At 62.5% G+C, this 19,983-nt stretch carries 17 protein-coding genes; all 17 read left to right on the forward strand.

The window, feature by feature from the left end; all coding sequences use genetic code 11:
- Positions 1 to 279: 279 nt before the first annotated feature.
- The 17 genes from AMC88_RS17585 (at position 280) to AMC88_RS17665 (ending at position 19,954) form a co-directional block, all read left to right on the forward strand.
- Positions 280 to 618: a hypothetical protein gene (locus AMC88_RS17585; protein ID WP_064822647.1), complete on the forward strand. Its 339-nt coding sequence runs from the start codon at positions 280 to 282 to the stop codon at positions 616 to 618.
- Positions 619 to 758: 140 nt separating this feature from the next.
- On the forward strand, positions 759 to 965 hold the full coding sequence (locus tag AMC88_RS17590; RefSeq protein WP_064825572.1) for a hypothetical protein: 207 nt from the start codon (positions 759 to 761) through the stop codon (positions 963 to 965).
- 152 nt (positions 966 to 1,117) lie between these two features.
- Positions 1,118 to 1,921: a pseudouridine synthase gene (locus tag AMC88_RS17595; protein WP_012485047.1), complete on the forward strand. Its 804-nt coding sequence runs from the start codon at positions 1,118 to 1,120 to the stop codon at positions 1,919 to 1,921.
- Between the two features lie 14 nt (positions 1,922 to 1,935).
- A complete protein-coding gene (locus AMC88_RS17600) occupies positions 1,936 to 2,619 on the forward strand; it encodes a phosphoribosyltransferase (protein WP_064825573.1) in 684 nt (227 codons plus the stop codon).
- Between the two features lie 98 nt (positions 2,620 to 2,717).
- Complete coding sequence (locus AMC88_RS17605) at positions 2,718 to 4,460, forward strand: SLC13 family permease (RefSeq protein ID WP_064825574.1); 1,743 nt, start codon at positions 2,718 to 2,720, stop codon at positions 4,458 to 4,460.
- Between the two features lie 88 nt (positions 4,461 to 4,548).
- Entirely contained in the window at positions 4,549 to 5,493 is a 945-nt protein-coding gene (locus AMC88_RS17610) for a phosphoribosylaminoimidazolesuccinocarboxamide synthase (protein ID WP_012485050.1), read from the forward strand.
- Between the two features lie 108 nt (positions 5,494 to 5,601).
- Positions 5,602 to 6,204 (forward strand): TetR family transcriptional regulator, encoded by a 603-nt coding sequence (locus AMC88_RS17615; RefSeq protein ID WP_012485051.1) that lies wholly within the window; start codon positions 5,602 to 5,604, stop codon positions 6,202 to 6,204.
- 157 nt (positions 6,205 to 6,361) lie between these two features.
- Positions 6,362 to 7,573 (forward strand): efflux RND transporter periplasmic adaptor subunit, encoded by a 1,212-nt coding sequence (locus AMC88_RS17620; protein WP_012485052.1) that lies wholly within the window; start codon positions 6,362 to 6,364, stop codon positions 7,571 to 7,573.
- A 45-nt stretch (positions 7,574 to 7,618) separates the two neighbouring features.
- Positions 7,619 to 10,729, forward strand: a complete 3,111-nt coding sequence (locus tag AMC88_RS17625) for an efflux RND transporter permease subunit (protein WP_012485053.1) — start codon at positions 7,619 to 7,621, stop codon at positions 10,727 to 10,729.
- 149 nt (positions 10,730 to 10,878) lie between these two features.
- A complete protein-coding gene (locus tag AMC88_RS17630) occupies positions 10,879 to 12,315 on the forward strand; it encodes an efflux transporter outer membrane subunit (protein ID WP_012485054.1) in 1,437 nt (478 codons plus the stop codon).
- 176 nt (positions 12,316 to 12,491) lie between these two features.
- Positions 12,492 to 13,535, forward strand: a complete 1,044-nt coding sequence (locus tag AMC88_RS17635) for a LacI family DNA-binding transcriptional regulator (RefSeq protein ID WP_064825575.1) — start codon at positions 12,492 to 12,494, stop codon at positions 13,533 to 13,535.
- Position 13,536: 1 nt separating this feature from the next.
- Positions 13,537 to 14,559: an ABC transporter substrate-binding protein gene (locus AMC88_RS17640; RefSeq protein WP_064825576.1), complete on the forward strand. Its 1,023-nt coding sequence runs from the start codon at positions 13,537 to 13,539 to the stop codon at positions 14,557 to 14,559.
- Positions 14,560 to 14,626: 67 nt separating this feature from the next.
- A complete protein-coding gene (locus AMC88_RS17645; protein ID WP_064825577.1) occupies positions 14,627 to 15,454 on the forward strand; it encodes an ABC transporter permease in 828 nt (275 codons plus the stop codon).
- Positions 15,451 to 16,230, forward strand: coding sequence for an ABC transporter permease (locus tag AMC88_RS17650; RefSeq protein WP_010023577.1), 780 nt, complete (start codon positions 15,451 to 15,453; stop codon positions 16,228 to 16,230). The genes AMC88_RS17645 and AMC88_RS17650 overlap by 4 nt, the downstream gene beginning before the upstream one ends.
- On the forward strand, positions 16,223 to 17,245 hold the full coding sequence (locus AMC88_RS17655) for an ABC transporter ATP-binding protein (protein WP_064825578.1): 1,023 nt from the start codon (positions 16,223 to 16,225) through the stop codon (positions 17,243 to 17,245). The genes AMC88_RS17650 and AMC88_RS17655 overlap by 8 nt, the downstream gene beginning before the upstream one ends.
- Before the next feature lie 4 nt (positions 17,246 to 17,249).
- Positions 17,250 to 18,170, forward strand: coding sequence for a nucleoside hydrolase (locus AMC88_RS17660; protein WP_064825579.1), 921 nt, complete (start codon positions 17,250 to 17,252; stop codon positions 18,168 to 18,170).
- On the forward strand, positions 18,167 to 19,954 hold the full coding sequence (locus tag AMC88_RS17665; protein ID WP_064825580.1) for an adenine deaminase: 1,788 nt from the start codon (positions 18,167 to 18,169) through the stop codon (positions 19,952 to 19,954). The genes AMC88_RS17660 and AMC88_RS17665 overlap by 4 nt, the downstream gene beginning before the upstream one ends.
- Positions 19,955 to 19,983: the final 29 nt, after the last annotated feature.

Here is a 19,983-nt window from a genome sequence, read left to right on the forward strand (position 1 = left end):
ACGGATTTTTCCGGCCACCCTTATCCACAGCCGACGTTTTCGCGGTCCATTTCCAGAAATTCTTTTACCGCCCGATCAAAAAACCGACCAAAACCCGCTTCCAAACCCAAAAAGATGACAGGAAAACAGCGGCTTGAGCGAGTTTACGGTTAACGAATGATTAAATCGCTTCCGGCCGCCGAGTTCAAATTACCGTCACAAATCAACGACCGGCATTTTCGGAACCTATCGCCGTGTGGAGTGTTGTCTTTCCCATCGAGGAGAGGAAAGGAGACCGACATGCCTGCCAACACCGACGATATCAGAGCATCCGTCAGCAAGGACATTGCTGCGCTCCAGCAGGAAGTATCCCGCCTGCAGAAGATGATCTCTGCTCAGGGCGCCGAAGCCTACTACGAAGTGCGCGGCCGCGCCGGCAAGGTCTATGATGAGGCCCTGCCCCGCGCCAAGAACGCCGTCGCGCAGATCAGGACCGAAGGAGCCGCGGCAGCCGGTGCTGCACGCGAGCATCCAGCCGCCACGACAACGGCGCTGGTGCTTGCAGGCGCAATTGGTTTTCTCGCCGGATATCTGCTTGCCGGCAGCCCGCAGCCCCAGCATCGCCATTGGTGGCGGTAATTCCGCTGCATCCGCTGAAAAATCATATTTTTACGCACCCTGCCGATCTGTTTTTCGGCAGGGTGCGTAAATGCTTACGTCTTAGAAAAACCAATTTTTAATGCAAGCAAGGGACCATAAAAAACGAAAGGGAGGACAACATGGAAAACAAGAGGGCCAATTGCATCATTGAAGTCAGCGTCGACGGCGCCAACGGCCGTTACGCGGTCGGCATCATGAATATGCGTCAGGCACTCGAGCTGCCGGAAATGCCAAGCCTATCTTATACGCATCCCGACCCCGTGAAAGCCGCTGCCGGCATCGTCGTCAGCCGCAAGGAGTTGGCCGGACTCATGGCCTGCCGCTGAGACAGCGCAACCTCTTCATGCCTTGACAGTGCTTTGTCAGAAGCGCTGAGGGTAACCTGCAGCCCCATCGCTCCATCGATATTGTTCGCCAAGCTGGAATCCTTGTGCCGTTCATGCCAAGAAGCGGCATCGAAGCAGCACAGGGATAGCAGATGAGGGACCGGCGCCCACCGCAAAAGACGCGCGAGCGGCCAAAGCTCACGGCCGATGCTGCAGGCAAGCGGGTCACCCTTCCCCGCGCCCTTTCCAAGCTCGGTTATTGCTCCCGGACCCAGGCGGAACGATTGATTGCCGAAAGCCGCGTGTCCATCGACGGCCGCACGGTCAACGATCCCTCAGCCTGGGTCGACCTCGTGACGGCGAAGATCCGCGTCGACGGCCTCGTGATTGCCGCCGAAGCGAAAATCTATCTGATCCTCAACAAACCGCGCGGGCTCGTCACCACCCGTCACGATCCCGAAGGCAGGCCGACCGTCTACGATTGCCTCAGGGATTTCGACATCCCGCATCTCTCGCCGGTCGGCAGGCTCGACAAGGCCAGCGAAGGGCTGCTGCTTTTCACCAACGACACCGAATTCGCGCAGATCCTGCTCGACCCGGTCACGCATGTGACCAAGACCTATCATGTTCAGATCGACCGGGTCTTGGACGACGAGGAAATCGCCGCCATGACATCCGGCATCCGTCATGACGGCGAGCTGCTGACGGCAACCGCCGTGCGGCGCCTGCGCCAGGGCGACAGGAATTCATGGATCGAGGTCGAGCTCGACGAGGGCCGCAACCGCCAGATTCGCCGCATGCTGGAGGCGCTCGGCACTGAATGTCTGCGGCTCGTGCGCGTCGCGATCGGCGGGCTCGAACTCGGCGAACTCCCAAAAGGCGCCGCACGTGCGTTGACTGCGGCGGAATTGCAGGCGCTCCGCCGAAGCGCCGGGATGGAACGGGCGAGACGTTGACGGATATGACAGAGTTGGCGCCGCACGATTTCTGGCAGGAGATCCATCCCCGTGGCACCTTTGCCGGCGACGGCGAATTCACCTCCTTCTATGTCGCCGCGCTGGAAGACGGTCGCCAGCTTCGCCTGCCGATCCGCGTGCTGGGAGATGGTGAGCACGCCCTCGCCTCACTGATCGTCAACCAGGCAAGCTTCGCCGTGCTCGATGCGCTGGCCGAAAACCTCGCCGAAAAAATCAGGCCGATGCGCATCGATGTCGTCGCCGGCCTGCCGACGCTCGGCCTGACGCTTGCCGCCGCCGTCGCCCAGAAGCTCGGCCACGACCGCTATGTCCCGCTCGGCACCTCACGCAAATTCTGGTATCGCGACGAGCTCTCCGTCGCCCTGTCCTCGATCACGACCCCGACGCAGCAGAAACGCCTTTATATCGATCCGCGCATGCTGCCGCTGCTTGCGGGACGGCGCGTGGCGCTGATCGACGACGTCATTTCCAGCGGCACTTCGATCGTCGCTGCTCTTGATCTGTTGACGGGCTGCGGTGTCGAACCCGCGGTGATCGGCGCGGGGATGCTGCAGTCGGAGCGCTGGCGCGAAAGCTTTGCGGCCGCCGGCCCGCAATGGATTGCGCGCACCGTCGGTGTCTTTGCAACCCCCATTCTGGGACGAAACGCAGCAGGCCGGTGGCAGACACCCGCCTGACGTAATGCATGAGATCGTCGCATCTTTGCCGGCCGCCACCTCTGTACAGCGCAGAAGGAACGATTACAGTCGCCGGATCGATAAACACGGACCCACGCATGACGTTCGAGCAAGCATCCCTGCTGATCCTTCTGCTGGCGATGCTCGTTCTCTTCTCGTTCGATCGCATTCGCATCGAGCTGGTCTCGATCGCCGGCCTGCTGGCCGGCTATGCGCTCGGCCTCTATCCCGCCGACCAGATCTTCTCCGGTTTCGCCAGTCCCGTCGTCATTACCGTCGTCGAGATTCTGCTGATCGTCCAGGTGCTGGCGCGCGCCAGGGTCTTCGACAGACTTGCCGCCCGTTTCGCGGCCGCAAGACCTTCGGATTTCACAGTCATATCAGGCGCTTCTTCGCTTGCCGGCTTCATTTCCATCTTCATGAACAATATCGGCGCCTTTGCAATCACCCTGCCGGTGGCGCTGCAGCTCGGCACGGCGCTGACCATCCCTCGCCGGCAGCTCGTCATGCCTCTTTCCTTTGCGGCGCTGCTCGGCGGCCTTGTCTCACTGATCGGCACGCCGGCGAACCTCCTCGTCAGCGATGCGCTTGCCAAGGCGAGCGGAGCAGGTTTTCGCTTTTTCGATTTCGCCTATGTCGGCCTGCCGGTCGCAATCGCCGGCATTCTGCTCATCGCCTTTCGCGTCCGGCGCCTGTTTCCCGAATCCGATGAAGCGCCGGCAACGATCTCTACGGGCGCGCGCCGGATCGTCGTCGAGCGCCGCATCCCCGACGTTTCACCGCTGATCGGCGTCCGGCTCTCCGATTGTCCGACGCGCTTCGGCATCAAGCCGCACGCGCTGATCCGCGGCGACAAATTCGTCTTCGGTCCGCTCGAACAGTCGATAATCGCATCCGGCGACATGCTGCTTGCCGAAGGGGCAGATGCAGTCTTTGCCGGGCTTGCCGCCGCGCAGGCGCTGATGGCCGATGCGCATCCGCATGGCCTGCAGCCGGACTTTACCCGGGTTGAAGCCGTCGTCATGCCGGAGAGCACGCTGGTCGGTTCGCGTGTCCGCTCGCTGGAAGTGTTCCAAAGCCGCAGCGTCGCAATCACCGCTCTTTCCATGCGCGCACCGCGCATCGAAGGTCGTTTCCTCGACCTGCAGCTGTCGATCGGCGATATATTGACGCTAGAGGGGCCACGAACCGCGATCGCCGAAGCGCTTGAAGAAAGCGAATGCCTGCCACTCGCCCAGACAGCCCCCGCCGAGCCCGCCCTTCTCTCGTGGCGGCCCTTTGCGCTCTTTGCCTGCGGCGTCGCCGCATCTGCGGCCGGCCTGCACCCCGACATCGCTTTTGCCGGCGTCGTTCTCGTGCTCGCCATGCTCAATCACCTCAACATCCGCCAGGCGATGGGCGATCTCAACTGGCCGATCATCATCATGCTCGCGGCGATGATTCCAATCGGCCAGGCGGTGGCAGGCACCGGCGCAGCCGAAGCGATCGCCGGCTGGCTGAGCCTCGTCGTGCCGATTGGCCATCCGCTTTCCGGCATCGCCCTCATTCTCTTCCTCGCGATGGCGCTGACGCCCTTCGTCAACAATGCGACGGTCGCGATCGTTCTGGCGCCGATCGCACTGGAATTCGCAAGGACCGGCCGGCATGCGCCCGACGCCTATCTGATCGCGGTCGCGGTCGGCGCCTCTCTCGATTTCCTGACGCCCTTCGGCCATCACAACAATACGCTTGCGATGGGCATCGGCGGCTATCGTTTCAGCGACTTCCTGCGCGCCGGCTGGCCGCTCGCCGTCTTGAGTTATGGCTTGGCTCTGTTTCTCCTGGCTCTGTTCTGGCTGTGATGCGATACTTGGCGCCTGACTTGACTTCCCGCGCGATGAAACTAGAGCAGAAAAAACGTTCACCCAAATACAAGGACAGTCGAGCGCCGTGCGAATCCTCTCCGAAGCCCATTTCCCCGAACTGCCGAATTATTATCGCGGCAAGGTGCGCGAGAATTACGACCTTTTGGACGGGCACCGCATCATCATCAGCACCGACCGGCTGAGTGCCTTCGACCGCATTCTCACCTGCATTCCCTATAAGGGCCAGGTATTGACGCAGACGGCGCGCTATTGGTTCGAGGCGACGAAGGACATCTGCCCGAACCACGTCATCGACTATCCCGATCCGAATGTCGTCATCGGCAAGCGGCTCGACATCCTGCCGGTCGAGATCGTCGTGCGCGGTTATCTTGCCGGCACCACCGGCACCTCGATCCTGACGCTTTACAAGAAGGGCGAGCGCGAGATGTACGGCATGCGCCTGCCGGACGGCATGCGCGACAACCAGATCCTGCCCGAACCCGTCATCACGCCGACCAGCAAGGAATTCGACGGCGGTCATGACGAGCCTCTGACACCTGCCGAAATCGTCGGCCGCGGCCTTCTGACCAAGGAGCAGTGGGAGACGTTATCACGATATGCGCTTGCGCTCTTTGCCCGCGGCCAGGCGATGGCCGCCGAACGCGGCCTGATCCTCGTCGACACCAAATATGAATTCGGCACCGATGGCGACGGCAACATCATTCTCGCCGATGAGATCCACACACCCGACAGCAGCCGCTACTGGCTTTCCGCAAGCTATCCGGCAAGTTTTGCCGCCGGAAAGCGGCCGGAAAGTTTCGACAAGGATTTCGTCCGCGCCTGGGTGGCGGAGCGTTGCGATCCCTACAAGGATGAGATTCCCGAAATCCCCCCCGAACTGATCGAGCAGACCTCAGCCGTCTACATCAGGGCTTATGAGGCGATCACCGGCGAACGCTTTATTCCAGACGACAGCGGCGAGACGCCGCTTGCGCGCGTCCGAAACAACCTCTCCCGCTATTTCCCTTGAAAAAGACGACACATAAAGCCGCCGGGCCGAGCACCGGCTTGGCAGCTTTCGTGCAATCAAACTAGCATCGGCAAAAAGGGATACCGGGCTCGACCCGGCGGGGGACAGATGGCGAGAAGGCCGAGACGCAAGGCCGAAGAGACGCGACAGGACATCCTGTCCATGGCGGAGATGCTGTTTCGCGAGCGTGGCTACGTCGCCGTATCGATCGCCGATATCGCCGGCGCGCTCAACATGTCGCCCGCCAATGTCTTCAAGCACTTCCGTTCCAAGGTCGCACTGGTCGACGCCATCGCCGGACGCCATCTCGACAATGCCGCCGAGCGTTTCCTCCCTCTCGACCAGGACATGCCCGCGAAAGAACAGCTGCTGCGCTTCGTTCTGCGGCTGCTGGAGGGCCATCTGCAGGACATCCAGAAGAGCCCCTACATCTTCGAAATGGTGCTCTCGACCATTGAGGCCAAACTCGAAGCCGGCAATCGCTATCGCGCCCGCATCGAGGAAAAACTCGGCGAGATCATCCGCAAAGGCATGGCGGAAGGACGATACAGCTGCCGCGATCCCGAGCGTGCGGCCCATACCGTCGCCGATGTGCTGGCCTGCGTGCTGCATCCTATCCTTATCGTCCGCGACGACAAGGAGACACTGGTGCGCCGAGCCGGGGAAATCGTCGGCTTCGTCGATGCCGCACTGCAAAATAGCGCTTGCTAAGTGACGATTGCTGACTTACGTCACTTCGTAAAGCTTTTCTTAGACTCGGATATTGGCATTTCAAGCCAGATCAATCCTGACGCTTATATAAGCCTGCGCTCGGCCCGGCCGAGCCCGTGGATCGAACGGCGATTGCCACCGCATGAGGGAATTCAGAATGATACGGCGTGCCCTGTTCATCTCTTCGGCCCTGGTGGCCGGCGCTTTGCTCGGCGCCTGCAGCGACAACGCCAGCAAGCCCGCCAGCAATGCCGGCGCAGGCGCGGCACAGCAGGCAGCGCCCGTCGGCGTGGTCGCGCTGAAGAAGGCTAGCTTCCCTGTTACCACGATCCTTCCCGGCCGCGCCGAATCTTTCCAGACGGCCGATATCCGGCCGCAGGTGAGCGGCATCATCCGCGAGATCGCCTTCAGGGAAGGCGGCGAGATCAAGAAAGGTGACCTTCTCTATCAGATTGAGGATGCGCCCTATATTGCCGCCGTCGAGCAGGCCAAGGCGGCAATCTCCAAGGCCGAGGCGAGCGTGCCGAGCGCTGAAAGCAATCTCGAACGCTACCAGCGCCTTGTCGGCAGCGGCGCTACGCAGATCGAATACGAGACCGCTAGGACGACGCTTCTCCAGGCGAAGGCCGAGGTCGAGTCGGCAAAGGCTGCTCTTTCCGCCGCGCAGATCGACCTTGATCATACGAAGATCGTGGCGCCCTTCGACGGCGTCATCGACCAGACCGCCTATAATGTCGGCAACGTCGTCTCGGCCAATCAGTCGACGGCGCTGACGACGATCCGCCAGCTCGATCCGATCTATATCTCCCTGACGGAATCGAGCACGAACCTCTTGCGGCTGCGCGATGCCATGGAAGCCGGCGATATCAAGGGCGCGGAGAACGTCGCCTTCCATCTGATCCTCGAAGACGGCAAGGAATACAACCAGCAGGGCAAGCTCGACATGTCGAAGCAGGTTGTCAGCGAGACGACCGGCACCTTCATCATCCGCGTGCTCTTCCCCAATCCCGATCGTGTCGTCCTGCCCGGCATGTATGTCCGCGCAACCGTCGAGCTCGGCGCCGAGACCGGTTACGCGCTGCCGCAGCTGGCGACGAGTCGCGACGCCAACGGGCGGCTGACGGCGCAATTCGTTTCCGCCGACGGCAAGGTCGAAACCCGCGCCTTCGAGAACAGCTCGCCCTCCAACAATTCCTGGCTGGTGACCGAAGGCATCAAGGACGGCGATCAGCTGATCGTCAGTGGCCTGCAGTCGATCACGTCAGGCATGCCGGTGAAGCCGGTGCCGATGAAGATCAGCGACAACGGCGTTGTCGTGCCTGCCGAGCAGCCCGCGGCCGGTGACGCGCAAAAGCCCGCAGCGAAATAATCGCTTCGAGCCCGCGTCACCGTCTCAGCAGCACAGGAACAACTGATGGCCAAGTTTTTCATCCGACGTCCGATTTTCGCATGGGTCATTGCGATCACCATCATGCTTGCCGGTCTGCTGGCGATCTTCACCCTGTCGATTTCGCAGTATCCGGACATCGCCCCGACGACGGTCCGCATCAACGCTACCTATCGCGGCGCCAGCGCCGAGACTGTTGAAAAATCGGTGACGACGATCATCGAGGACGGCATGACCGGCCTCGACGACCTCACCTATATGACCTCGACCTCGTCGACCGGATCGGCCAGCATCCAGCTCACCTTCGGAACCAGCATCGATCCCGATATCGCCCAGGTGCAGGTGCAGAACAAGCTGCAGCTTGTCCAATCGCAGCTTCCTGGTGATGTCATCGACGCCGGCATCAGCGTGACGCGTTCGACCTCGAGCATCCTTCTCGTCGGCTCGCTCGTCTCGACGGACGGTAAGCGCAGTTCAGTCGATCTCGGCAACCTCATGTCGACCTCGATTGAAGATCAGATTCAGCGTCTGGAGGGCGTCGGCAGCATCAACGTCTTCGGTTCGGGATACGCCATGCGCGTTTGGCTCGACCCCTATAAGCTGTTGAAATATCAGCTGACGCCGAGCGACGTCACAGCGGCGATCCAGGCGCAGAACACCCAGGTCTCGGTCGGTTCGCTCGGCGCCCAGCCGACGATCCCCGGCCAGCAGCTCAATGTCACCATTACGGCGCAAAGCCAGCTGACCACCGTTGCCGATTTCGAACACATCATTCTGAAGGTCGAAAAGGACGGCGCGACGGTGCGCCTGAGCGACGTCTCGCGCATTGAGATCGGTCAGGAAAGCTACGGCGGCAGTTCGCGCTACAACGGCCTGCCCTCGAGCGGTTTCGCGGTCAATCTGGCGATCGGCGCCAATGCCATCGATACCGCCGCCCGCGTGCGCTCCGCCCTCGATGTCATCGGCCGCACTCTGCCGGAAGGGGTGAAGATCACCTATCCCTACGACACGACCCCCTTCGTAGAACTGTCGATCGAAAAGGTCGTGCATACGCTGATCGAGGCAATCGTGCTCGTCTTCGTGGTGCTGCTCGTCTTCCTGCAGAACCTGCGAGCGACGCTCATTCCGACCATCGCCGTCCCCGTGGTGTTGCTCGGCACCTTCGGGGTGCTGGCCGCCACCGGTTATTCCATCAATACGCTGACGATGTTCGCCATGGTTCTGGCGATCGGCCTTCTCGTCGACGACGCAATCGTCGTCGTCGAAAACGTCGAGCGCATCATGTCCGAAGAAAAACTTTCGCCGATCGAGGCGACGGAAAAATCGATGAGCGAGATTACCGGCGCCATCGTCGGCATCGCGCTCGTGCTGACCGCCGTCTTCATTCCGATGGCCTTCTTCGGCGGTTCGACCGGTATCATCTATCGCCAGTTTTCGATCACCATCGTCTCGGCCATGCTGCTGTCGGCGCTCGTCGCCATCGTGCTGACCCCGGCACTTTGTGCCACCATGCTGAAGCCGGTCAGCGAACACAGAAAGCACCGTGTCGGCGACTGGTTCAACCGCAATTTCACCCGCTCGACCAACGGCTATGTCAGGACCATCGGTTATCTCCTCAAGCGGCCGATCCGCGTCATGCTGGTCTTCCTGCTCGTCGGCGCCGGCTGTGCCTATCTCTTCACCCGCCTGCCGAGCTCATTCCTGCCGCAGGAAGACCAGGGCGTGCTGCTGACCATCGTCACCACACCGCCGGGCTCGACCACCCAGCAGACCCAGGCCGTCGTCGAGAAGGTCGAAAACTACTATCGCGAGAACGAGAAGGATGCCGTCGAATCGGTCTTCGGCGCGCTCGGTTTCGGCTTCAACGGCTCCGGCCAGAACAGCGCCATTGTCTTCACCAAGCTCAAGGATTTCTCGCAGCGCACCGATCCGAACCTCAGCGCCCAGTCGGTCGTCAGCCGAGCCCTGCGCAGCTTCTTTGCGATGCGCGAGGCGCAAGTCTTCGCGCTTCTGCCGCCGGCGATCCAGGGCCTCGGCGTGTCGAGCGGCTTTTCCATGTATCTCGTCGATACCGGCGGCCATGGCAATGACGCCCTGACGGCGGCCTCCAAGCGGCTGATCCAGATGGGCAACTCGTCAGGCAAGGTCGTGGCGCTGCGCAGCAGCAGCAAGGAAGTCGAGCCGCAGATGCGCATCGTGCTCGATCAGGAGAAGATCGGCGCCATGGGCGTCGACATCGCCTCGGTCAATTCGATGCTGTCGATCATCTTCACCGGCCGCGACGTCAACGACTTCACGCTGAACGGCGAGATCAAGCCGGTCTATGTCCAGGGCGACGCGCCCTTCCGCATGCAGCCGGACGATCTGAACCACTGGTATGCCCGCAACAGTGCCGGCGAGATGGTGCCCTTCTCCGCCTTTACCAAAACCGAATGGGTGAAGGGGGCGCCCTCGCTTGCCCGTTTCAACGCCGTCAGCGCCATCCCGCTCGACGGCGCCTCCGCTCCCGGCGTGTCCTCCGGCGATGCGATGAACGAAATGGAAGCGCTGACCGAACAGCTCGGCGGCGGCTACACGGTGGCCTGGCAGGGCATTTCCTATCAGGAGCGTCTTTCCGGCTCGCAAGCGCCGATGCTTTACGCGATTTCCGTTCTTGTCGTCTTCCTCTGCCTGGCAGCGCTCTACGAAAGCTGGTCGATCCCCTTCTCGGTGATCATGGCCGTGCCTGTCGGCATTCTCGGCGCGCTGGCGGCGGCAACGCTCTTCGGCCAGGCGAACGACGTCTATTTCAAGGTCGGCTTGCTTACCACGATCGGGCTTGCGGCGAAGAATGCAATCCTGATCGTCGAATTCGCCAAGGATCGGATGGAAAGCGGCATGGGACTCTACGAGGCGACGCTCGAGGCGGCGAGGCTGCGGCTGCGGCCGATCATCATGACCTCGCTCGCCTTCATTCTCGGCGTCGTGCCGCTGGCGATCGCGACAGGCGCGGGTTCGGCGGCGCAGAACGCCATTGGCATCGGCGTTCTCGGCGGCATGCTGGCCGCAACGATGCTCGGAATTTTCTTCGTGCCGTCGTTTTTCGTCGTCATCCGACGCATCTTTGCCACACGCGGCAAAAATGCGGCAGCGGTGTGATATAAATGCACTGTGATATTGCTGTTCCGATTGCTACATTGCGCCCGACTGCTTCGGTGTGTGTTTTTGGTAGAACGAGGCGCGGCGGCCGATAGTGAAGCATGAAGCTTCGGACAAGAATTGACTTGCTCGAGTACAGGAAGAACTGAATGGTATCTCTTCGTTTTGCCACACCGGCATTATTGTTGTTATTGTCGGGCTGTGTCGTAGGCCCGGATCATGCTCCTCCTGAAATGCCGCTGCCCGCCAAATTCGGAGAAGGCGGGACGAAGAGCGTCGGCGACGTTGCCACCGCAGCATGGTGGACCGCGTTCAAGGACCCCAGATTGAACGGCTATGTCCAGGCCGGCCTCGAGCAGAACCTGACCGTCCAGCAGGCGATCGAGCGCATCAACGCAGCTTCCGCAAATGTTACCATTGCTGGTGCGGGCGCCCTGCCTAGCCTGAACGTCGGCGCCTCGCACACGGTCAGCGGCCAGAAGGGCGAACTGCGTACGCAGTTCGACACGCGCAACACCAGCGCCGGCGATGTCCAGCTAAGCTGGCTGCTCGATCTCTTCGGCCTCTACAAGCGCAGCACCGAAAGCGCGGCCGCTTCGCTCGACTCCGCCTACGCATCCGCCGATGTCGCCAAGCTGACCCTCGTACAGGATCTCGTCTCGAGCTACATCGACGTTCGCTTCTATCAGCAGCGCCTGGCGCTTTCGAAGGCCAACCTGAAGTCTCGTCAGGAAACCTACGAACTGACCAAGTTCCAGCTCGAAGCTGGTGCCGCCTCGCGGCTCGACGTCGTTCAGGCCGAAGGTCTTGTCCAGTCGACGCTCGCCGAAATTCCAGGCCTCGAAACCAATATCCGCATATCGGCCCATCACATCGCCACGCTGCTCGGCCTGCCGGCCTCGGCGCTCGTCAACGAATTGCTGAGGGGCGGTGGTCAGCCGGTATTCCACGGCGGCATCAACTCCGGCATTCCGGCAGACCTGATCCGCAACCGTCCCGACATTCGTGTCGCCGAGCGTGACCTCGCCGCCGCAACGGCGAACATCGGTGTTGCCGAGGCGCAGCTTTATCCGAGCATTTCGCTCAGCGGCTCGATCTCGCCGTCCTACATCAACCAGCGCGGCGTTCATGGCGGCCTGACGCCGTGGTCGTTCGGTCCGACACTCAACCTGCCGATCTTCGATGGCGGCCGCCTGCGCGCCAACGTCAAGTCGGCGCAGTCCGACGCCGCCACCGCCTACCTCAACTGGAAATCGACGGTGCTGACGGCCGTCGAGCAGGTCGAGAATGCGCTCGCCGCCGTCCGGCGTGACGCCCAGACGGTCGCCGCCCTCCAGGCCCAGGTAAAGACCACGCAGGAAACGCTCGAACTTTCGACCGCATCCTATAAGGACGGCGCCTCCTCGCTGCTCGACGTTCTCGACGCGCAGCGCCAGGTTTCGCTCGCCCAGGCAAGCCTTGCCCAGTCCGTCCAGCAGATGGCCAAGGACTATGTCTCGTTGAACATCGCAGTCGGCGGCGGCTACGCGCCCGGTGGCAAGACTACCGCGCCCGTGAAGCCAGAACCGGCGAAGGCCAAGAGCTGATCGGCTCGGTGCCTTTTCTGAAATGCGAAAACCCCGCGAGCTCATGAACTCGCGGGGTTTTTCATGCGCGACGAATTTGTCCCCGGAATAATTCCCCTGAAGTTGAATTTGGATTCGACAAGCAAAAAGAGCTGATATATGCCTGGTTAAACGATTAATCAGAGCGACGTCGAGTCATGGCTTCATCGCGCCCGGGACCAAACCTCAGCAGGATCGCGAGCTCGCTCGGCGTTTCCGTCGCCACCGTCTCGAATGCGCTGTCCGGCAAGGGCCGGGTCTCCGGCCAACTGATCGAAAAGATTCGCGAGCATGCGGCCGAACTCGGTTACGTCCCGAGCCAGGCCGGCCGGGCGCTCAGGACCGGCCGCAGCGGTGTTCTTGGCCTGGTGTTGCCCGATATTGCCAATCCGCTCTTCCCGAAGATTGCGCAAGCGATCGAATTCGCCGCGTCTGCCGCAGGTTACGGCGTGCTAATCGCCGATTCCCGCGGTGATGTCGCTGCCCAGACCGAGGCGATCAACCGGCTCGTCGAGCGCGGCGTCGAAGGCCTGATCATCATCCCCCGCCGCGCCACCCGCATTTCGGACGCCGCCTGTCCGGTCGCCGTCATCGACACTGCCTCGACACCCGGCAATACCGTTGCCGCCGATCATTGGCAGGGCGGCCGCGAGATCGCCGGCCATCTCGCGGACCTCGGCCATCACAGGATTCTGATCATCGGCAACAACCAGGAATCCAATGTCCAGAACGACCGCGCCGGCGGCATCCGCTCCGCTCTCAAGCCGGGAATGCAAGCAGAAACGCTTTGGATCGACAGGCTGGAGCTGAACGGCGGCAGCGGCTGTTCGCTCGGCCTCGCCGAAAAAGCCGGACAGGGTTTCACCGCCTTCGCAGCGCTCTCCGACCTGCAAGCGCTGCGCGCACTGACCGAGCTGCAGCAGGCAGGCATCCACATTCCCACCGATGTCAGCGTCACCGGCTTCGACGACCTCATCTGGTCCTCGGTCGTCACGCCGTCGTTGACGACGGTCCGGATGGACATGGACAAAATCGCCGGGATTGCCGTGTCCGCGCTGGTGGACAGCATAAGAACCAACGGCACGCGGGAAGGCATGCTGGTTACCGCCGAGACCAATCGCGTCGCCATGCAGCTGATCGTGCGTCAATCATCCGGGCCTGCGAACCCGGCACCAAAAACCTCAGAGATGGAGAACAAGTAGGATGAAAAAAGCTCTCATTGCCGCGGTGGCGCTCTCCGCACTCTCGCCGTTTGGCGCATCCGCAGCAGAGCGGACGCTGACGATTTCCGTCTATGCGTTCGCCCAGGACGATTTCAAGCAGCTGGTCTACGGACCGTTCGAAGCCAAATGCGGCTGCAAGCTGGTGGTCGAGACCGGCAACAGCGTCGAGCGTCTGGCCAAGATGGAGGCCAACAAGGCCAGTCCCGTCATCGATCTCGCCGCGGTTTCGATGGCCGATGCGCTGGCCGCCGCCCGCGCTGGCCTGATTGACAAGGTCGACACTGCAAAACTTTCCAATTTCGCCAAGCTGTACGACATCGCCAAGGACCCGAACGGCGACGGCATGAGCGTCGGTTATACCTTCTACGCCACCTCGATCGCCTACCGCTCCGACAAGATGAAGATCGATTCCTGGGCCGATCTCCTGAGGCCCGAATATGTCGCCCACGTCGCCTTTCCGAACGTGACCACCAATCAGGGCCCGCCGGCCCTCTATATGCTGGGCCAGGCGCTCGGCAAGGACACGCCCGACCTGAAGGGACCGATCGAGGCACTGGCCGAGAAGAAGGACGACATCGTCACCTTCTACGAAAAATCCTCACAGCTCGTGCAACTGATGCAGCAGGAGGAGATCTGGGCAGCACCGATCGGCCGGTTCTCTTGGGCAGGCTTCACCAAGCTCGATGTGCCAGTCGCCTGGGCGACACCGAAGGAGGGCCAGACCGGCGGCATGAACGTGCTGGTGGTGACCAAGGGTTCGAAGAATCAGGATCTCGCTTTGCAGTTCATGGACTTCTGGCTCTCTACCGAGACCCAGACCAAGCTCGCCGAAAAGCTGATCGACAGCCCTGCCAACCGCGAGGTCAAGCTTTCCGAAGCCGCCGCCAACAATCTCACCTATGGCGAAGATACGGCTAAGAGCCTCAAGCTGATCCCCTCCGCCGTCGCCCTCGACAACCGCGCCGGCTGGCTGAAGACATGGAACGACAAGGTCGGCCAGTAAGCCCCGCGTGAGAACCGGTCCCGGCGCCTCTGCCGGGACCATCCTATGTCCGCTCGAAAGGCGCCTCATGTTCCAGAACCGCGCAGAAGCCCTGGCGCTTGCCTTGCCGGCAGCCGTGTTTGCGACCCTGGTCTTTCTGTTGCCCGTCGCGATCCTGCTGTCGGAGGGCTTCCGCGCCGGTGGCGGCTGGACGCTGTCGGCCTATGCCGATTTCTTCTCGCAGACGCTGAACCGCACCGTTTTCCTGCGCAGCTTCCGGCTCGGTCTCGAAGTCACGGCGGTCTCGGCAATCATCGGTTATGCAGCCGCCTTCGCCATCGTCAATCTGCCGGCGAACGGCAAGGGCCGCATGATCGGCCTCGTCACCCTGCCGCTGATGATCTCGCCGGTAGCGCGCACTTATGCCTGGATCGTCATTCTCGGCCGCACCGGCATCGTCAACCAGGCGATAACAGGCCTCGGCCTCAGTGCCGAGCCGCTGCGGCTGCTGTTCACCGAAACCGCCGTCTTCATCGGCCTGCTGCAGCTCTTCCTGCCGCTGATGATCCTGTCGCTGATCAGCGCGCTTGAAAACATGCCGAGGGATGCGATTCCCGCCGCCCGCGTGCTTGGCGCCAACTGGTTCCAGGTCTTTCGGAAGGTCGTCCTGCCGCTGACGCGTGAAGGGCTTGTCATCGGTGGCACGCTCGTCTTCACCGGCTCATTGACCGCCTATATCACCCCTGCCGTGCTCGGTGGTTCCAAGGTGCTGATGCTCGAAACGCTGATGTACCAGCAGGTTTCCGTCGCCAACAATTTCGTCTCGGCAAGCGTCATTGCCTTCATCCTGATCGTCATGAGCTTTGCCGCCAACATCCTGCTGAAACGCCTTGCGACAGCGAGGAACCGCCGATGACCCTGCGGCTGTTTTCGCCCATCGTGCTTTTTCTTCTGCTGGTCTTCCTGATCGGCCCGTTCCTGATCATCATTGCCGCTTCGCTGTCATCCGGCGATACGCTGGCCTTCCCGCCGCAGGGCCTGTCGCTGCGCTGGGTGGCGAAAGTCTTCACCATCGAAAGTTTCCGCGACAGCTTCGCCATGTCGATGTTCCTCGCCGTCTTCGGAACGCTGGCGGCCCTGGTCCTCGGCATCCCCGCCGCCTACGCCCTGTCGCGCTACCGGCTGCCGGCGGCCGAGACCGTTCGCACCATCGTCTCGCTGCCGATCATCGTTCCCGGCATCATCGTCGGCCTGGCGCTGCTGCGTTATCTCGTCGTGCCCTTCGGCTTCGACATCACGCTGGCGCTGTTTTTCGCCCATACGGCCCTGGTCTTGCCTTATGCCGTGCGCGTCGTTTCGGCGAGCCTCGATAATCTGCGGTCGGACATCGAAGAGGCCGCCGTCCTGCTCGGCTCCTCCAGGCTCGGCGCTTTCTTTCGCGTCGTCATGCCGAATATCCGTGGCGGCATCCTGGCCGCCTTCATTCTCGGCTTCGTCACCAGCTTCAATCAGGTGCCTGTGTCGCTCTTCCTCTCCGGCCCCGGTGTACGCACGCTGCCGATCGACATGCTGGGTTACATGGAAACCACCTACGACCCCTCGATCGCGGCGCTCTCCGCCCTTCTCGCCTTCCTCTCGATCGGCATTGTCTTCCTCGCTGAGCGTTTCCTGGGATTCTCGCGTTATGTCTGATGCCTATCTTCAACTCGACAAGCTGACGCTCGCCTATGGCGATACGGTCGCGGTGAAGGACCTCGACCTTTCGATCGGCAAAGGCGAACTCGTCGCCCTTCTCGGCCCCTCGGGCTGCGGCAAGACGACGACGATGCGCGCCATTGCCGGTCTGCTGACGCCAGCCTCCGGCCGCATCCGCCTCGACGGCGCCGATATCACCCGTGTCTCCGCCAACAAGCGCGCTGTCGGCCTCGTCTTCCAATCCTACGCGCTCTTTCCGCATCTGACGGTCTACGAGAACGTTGCCTTCGGCCTGCGGCTCAAGGGTATCTCGGGCGCCGATCTCGATGCCCGCGTCGGCGCCGGCCTGAAATCCGTCGGCCTCGCCGCATTCACCGGCCGCAAACCCGCGGAACTCTCCGGCGGTCAGCAGCAGCGCGTGGCGCTCGCCCGCTCGATGGTGATGGAGCCGAAAGTGCTGCTGCTCGACGAGCCGCTCTCCAATCTCGACGCCCGGCTTCGCCTGGAAATGCGCGCCGAATTGCAGCGCGTGCAGAAGGAGACCGGCGTCACCATGATCTTCGTCACGCACGACCAGACGGAGGCGCTGGCACTCGCCGACCGCATCGTCGTCATGCTGAACGGCGCCATCGAACAGATCGGCACGCCGGAAGAAATCTACAACAACCCCATCTCCGCCTTCGTCGCCGATTTCGTCGGCTTTGAGAATGTCTTTGCGCTGAAGGAGGGAAAGCTTGCGACGCCGAACGGGCCGGTCGCGCTGCCCGCTCCACCGCCGCAAACAGCGGGACTCGCTTGGCGCCCGCGTGCCGTAACCCTCGGCTCCGGTCCGTTCCAGGGCACCGTGCGCGGCACGTCTTTTGCCGGCAACAGCCGCGAATATCTCCTCGATACGCCGCTTGGCGCCATCAAGGCCGAGATCGATGCAAGCCTGGCGCCATACGGAATCGGCAGCACGCTCACCTTCGATCTGCCGGTTGCCGACGCCGCCAATCTCAAACGCTTCGGGTGAAATCATGGGTGTGTGGATCGATACCGACATGGGCTTCGACGATATCGCCGCCATTCTGGTAGTGGCACAGTCGGAATTCGAAATCGACGGCGTCTCGCTCGTCTTCGGCAATGCGCCGCTGCCGCAGGTGAGAAAAAATGCCGCCGGCGCCGCCACTGCCTTCGGCTGGACATTCCCGATCCATACCGGCCGGGCCATGCCGGTTCTCGGCAAGATCGAAACCGCTCAGGCGATCCTCGGCGAGACCGGCATTCCGACCATCGGCAAGAGCCTGCCGACGGCGGCCACCCTTGTTGAAAGCGATGCCTTCATCGCGCTCTGCCGCTGGCTCGAAGGCGACGGGCCACACCGTATCCTGGCGCTCGGGCCTCTCACCAATATCGCCGCCGTGGTGCTCGCCCGTCCCGAGCTTGCCGCCCGCATCGACGACCTGGTCTGGATGGGCGGCGGCGTAACCTCGGGCAATCACACGGCGTCTGCCGAGTTCAACGCGCTGGCCGATCCCGAATCGCTGGCGATCGTCATCGCCCATGGCCTGCCGCTGCGCATGGTCGATCTCGATCTTTGCCGCAAGGTGCTGGCGCGGCCTGAAGATACCGAGCCGGTGCGCAATGCCGGTGGCGCCAATGCCGAACTGATCGCCGACATGTTCGCCGGTTACATCAGCATCGCCACCCGCCGCGGCCGCCCTGCAATGGCGATCTACGACCCCTGCGCCGCCGTCGCCTTCGTCGCTCCCGATATCGTCAACTTCCGGCAGGCACGCATCGACGTCGAGCTGCAGGGCAGCCTGACGCGTGGCCGCACCGTCGTCGAGACCCGCGCCACCCATGCGAGTTTCAATGCGCAATTCGCCGACGACATCGATGGCGACAGGACGCGTGCCATCATTCTCGCCGCCCTGGTCAACGAGGCCCGCAAATGAACGTCACCTCTCGCCAGGAACCCGCCGATCTCAACGATCCTGCCTTGCGCGCCCGCGCCGTTGCGGCTGCGCGCGGCGATGCCCCCTTCGACGTGCTGATTACCGGCGGCCGGCTGCTCGATGCGGTGACGGGCCTGATCAGGGACGCCGATATTGGTCTCGTCGGCGCGCTGATCGCCAGCGTCCATGCTCCGGCAAGCCGGACGGATGCGGCCGAGATCATCGATGCGGCGGGCAGCATTTTGACGCCCGGCCTGATCGACACGCACATGCATATCGAAAGCTCGATGGTGACGCCCGCCGAATATGCGAGTGCCGTGCTACCGCGCGGCGTCACCACCATCGTCTGGGATCCGCACGAGTTCGGCAATGTGCACGGCCTCGACGGCGTGCGCTGGGCAATAGAGGCGACACGTGCTTTGCCGCTGCGCGTGATCCTACTTGCCCCTTCCTGCGTGCCATCTGCACCGGGCCTAGAACTTGCCGGCGCCGATTTCGATGCCGCCGTCATCGCTGAGATGCTGCGCTCCTCCGCCGTCGGCGGCGTCGCCGAAGTCATGAACATGCGGGGCGTCATCGGCGGTGATCCCCGCATGACCGCCATCGTCAATGCCGGCCTTGCCTCCGGCAAACTCGTCTGCGGCCATGCCCGCAGCCTCCAAGGGCCTGATCTCAACGCCTTCATGGCGGCGGGCGTCACCTCAGACCATGAGCTCACCTCCGGCGCCGACCTCGCCGCCAAGCTTGCCGCCGGCCTGACGATCGAACTGCGCGGCTCGCACCACCATTTGCTCAAGGAATTCGTCGAGGTGCTGAATGGTCTCGGCCACCTGCCGCCGACCGTCACGCTCTGCACCGACGACGTGTTTCCCGATGAACTCTGCGAAGGCGGTGGCCTCGACGACGTCATCCGCCGTCTGGTGCGCTACGGCATGAAGCCGGAATGGGCGCTCCGGGCCGCGACCTTCAACGCTGCGGAGCGGCTGAAGCGCTCCGATCTCGGGCTCATCGCCGCCGGACGCCGCGCCGATATCGTATTCTTCGAGGATCTCATCGAATTCCGGGCGCGGCTGGTCATCTCAGGCGGCCGCATCGTCGCCCGCGATGGCAGCATGCAGTTGGACGTCCAGCGGCTCGATACGGCGCCGCTTGAAAATTCGGTGAAGCTCCCGCCACTCTGCGAAAATGACTTCCTCATTCCATCGGAAGGCGCGCGCGTCCGCGTCGCCACCATCGAACGACCGCGCTTCACGCAATGGGGCGAGGCGGAGACGGAGGTCAGAGACGGTTTCGTGGTGCCGCCGGCCGGCAGCGCCATGATCGCCGTTGCCCATCGGCACGGCAAGGCAGAGGGTGCCCCGCACATCGGCTTCCTCACCGGCTGGGGCGAATGGCGCGGCGCCTTCTGCACCACCGTCTCGCATGACAGCCACAACCTCACCGTCTTCGGCGGCAATGCTCGCGACATGGCGCTCGCCGCCAACGCCGTCATCTCAGCCGGCGGCGGCATGGCGGTCGCCAAAGACGGAAAGATCGAGGCGATCCTGCCGCTGCCCCTCTCCGGCCTGGTGACCGGCGTATCGCTGACGGACACCGCTTCGGCCTTCGCCGCCATCCGCAAGGCCATGGAAAAAATTGTCGACTGGAGGCCGCCCTACCGGGTCTTCAAGGCCTGCTTCGGCGCGACACTCGCTTGCAACGCAGGCCCGCACCAGACGGACAGGGGCATTGCGGATGTGGTGATGGGGAGAGTGATGGAAAGCCCGGTGCTGGAGGTTTTGTAAGGCTTGTTGAAATAGCGAGGTTCATGCCG

It is taken from the genome of Rhizobium phaseoli (genome assembly GCF_001664385.1).
Classification (GTDB): domain Bacteria; phylum Pseudomonadota; class Alphaproteobacteria; order Rhizobiales; family Rhizobiaceae; genus Rhizobium; species Rhizobium phaseoli.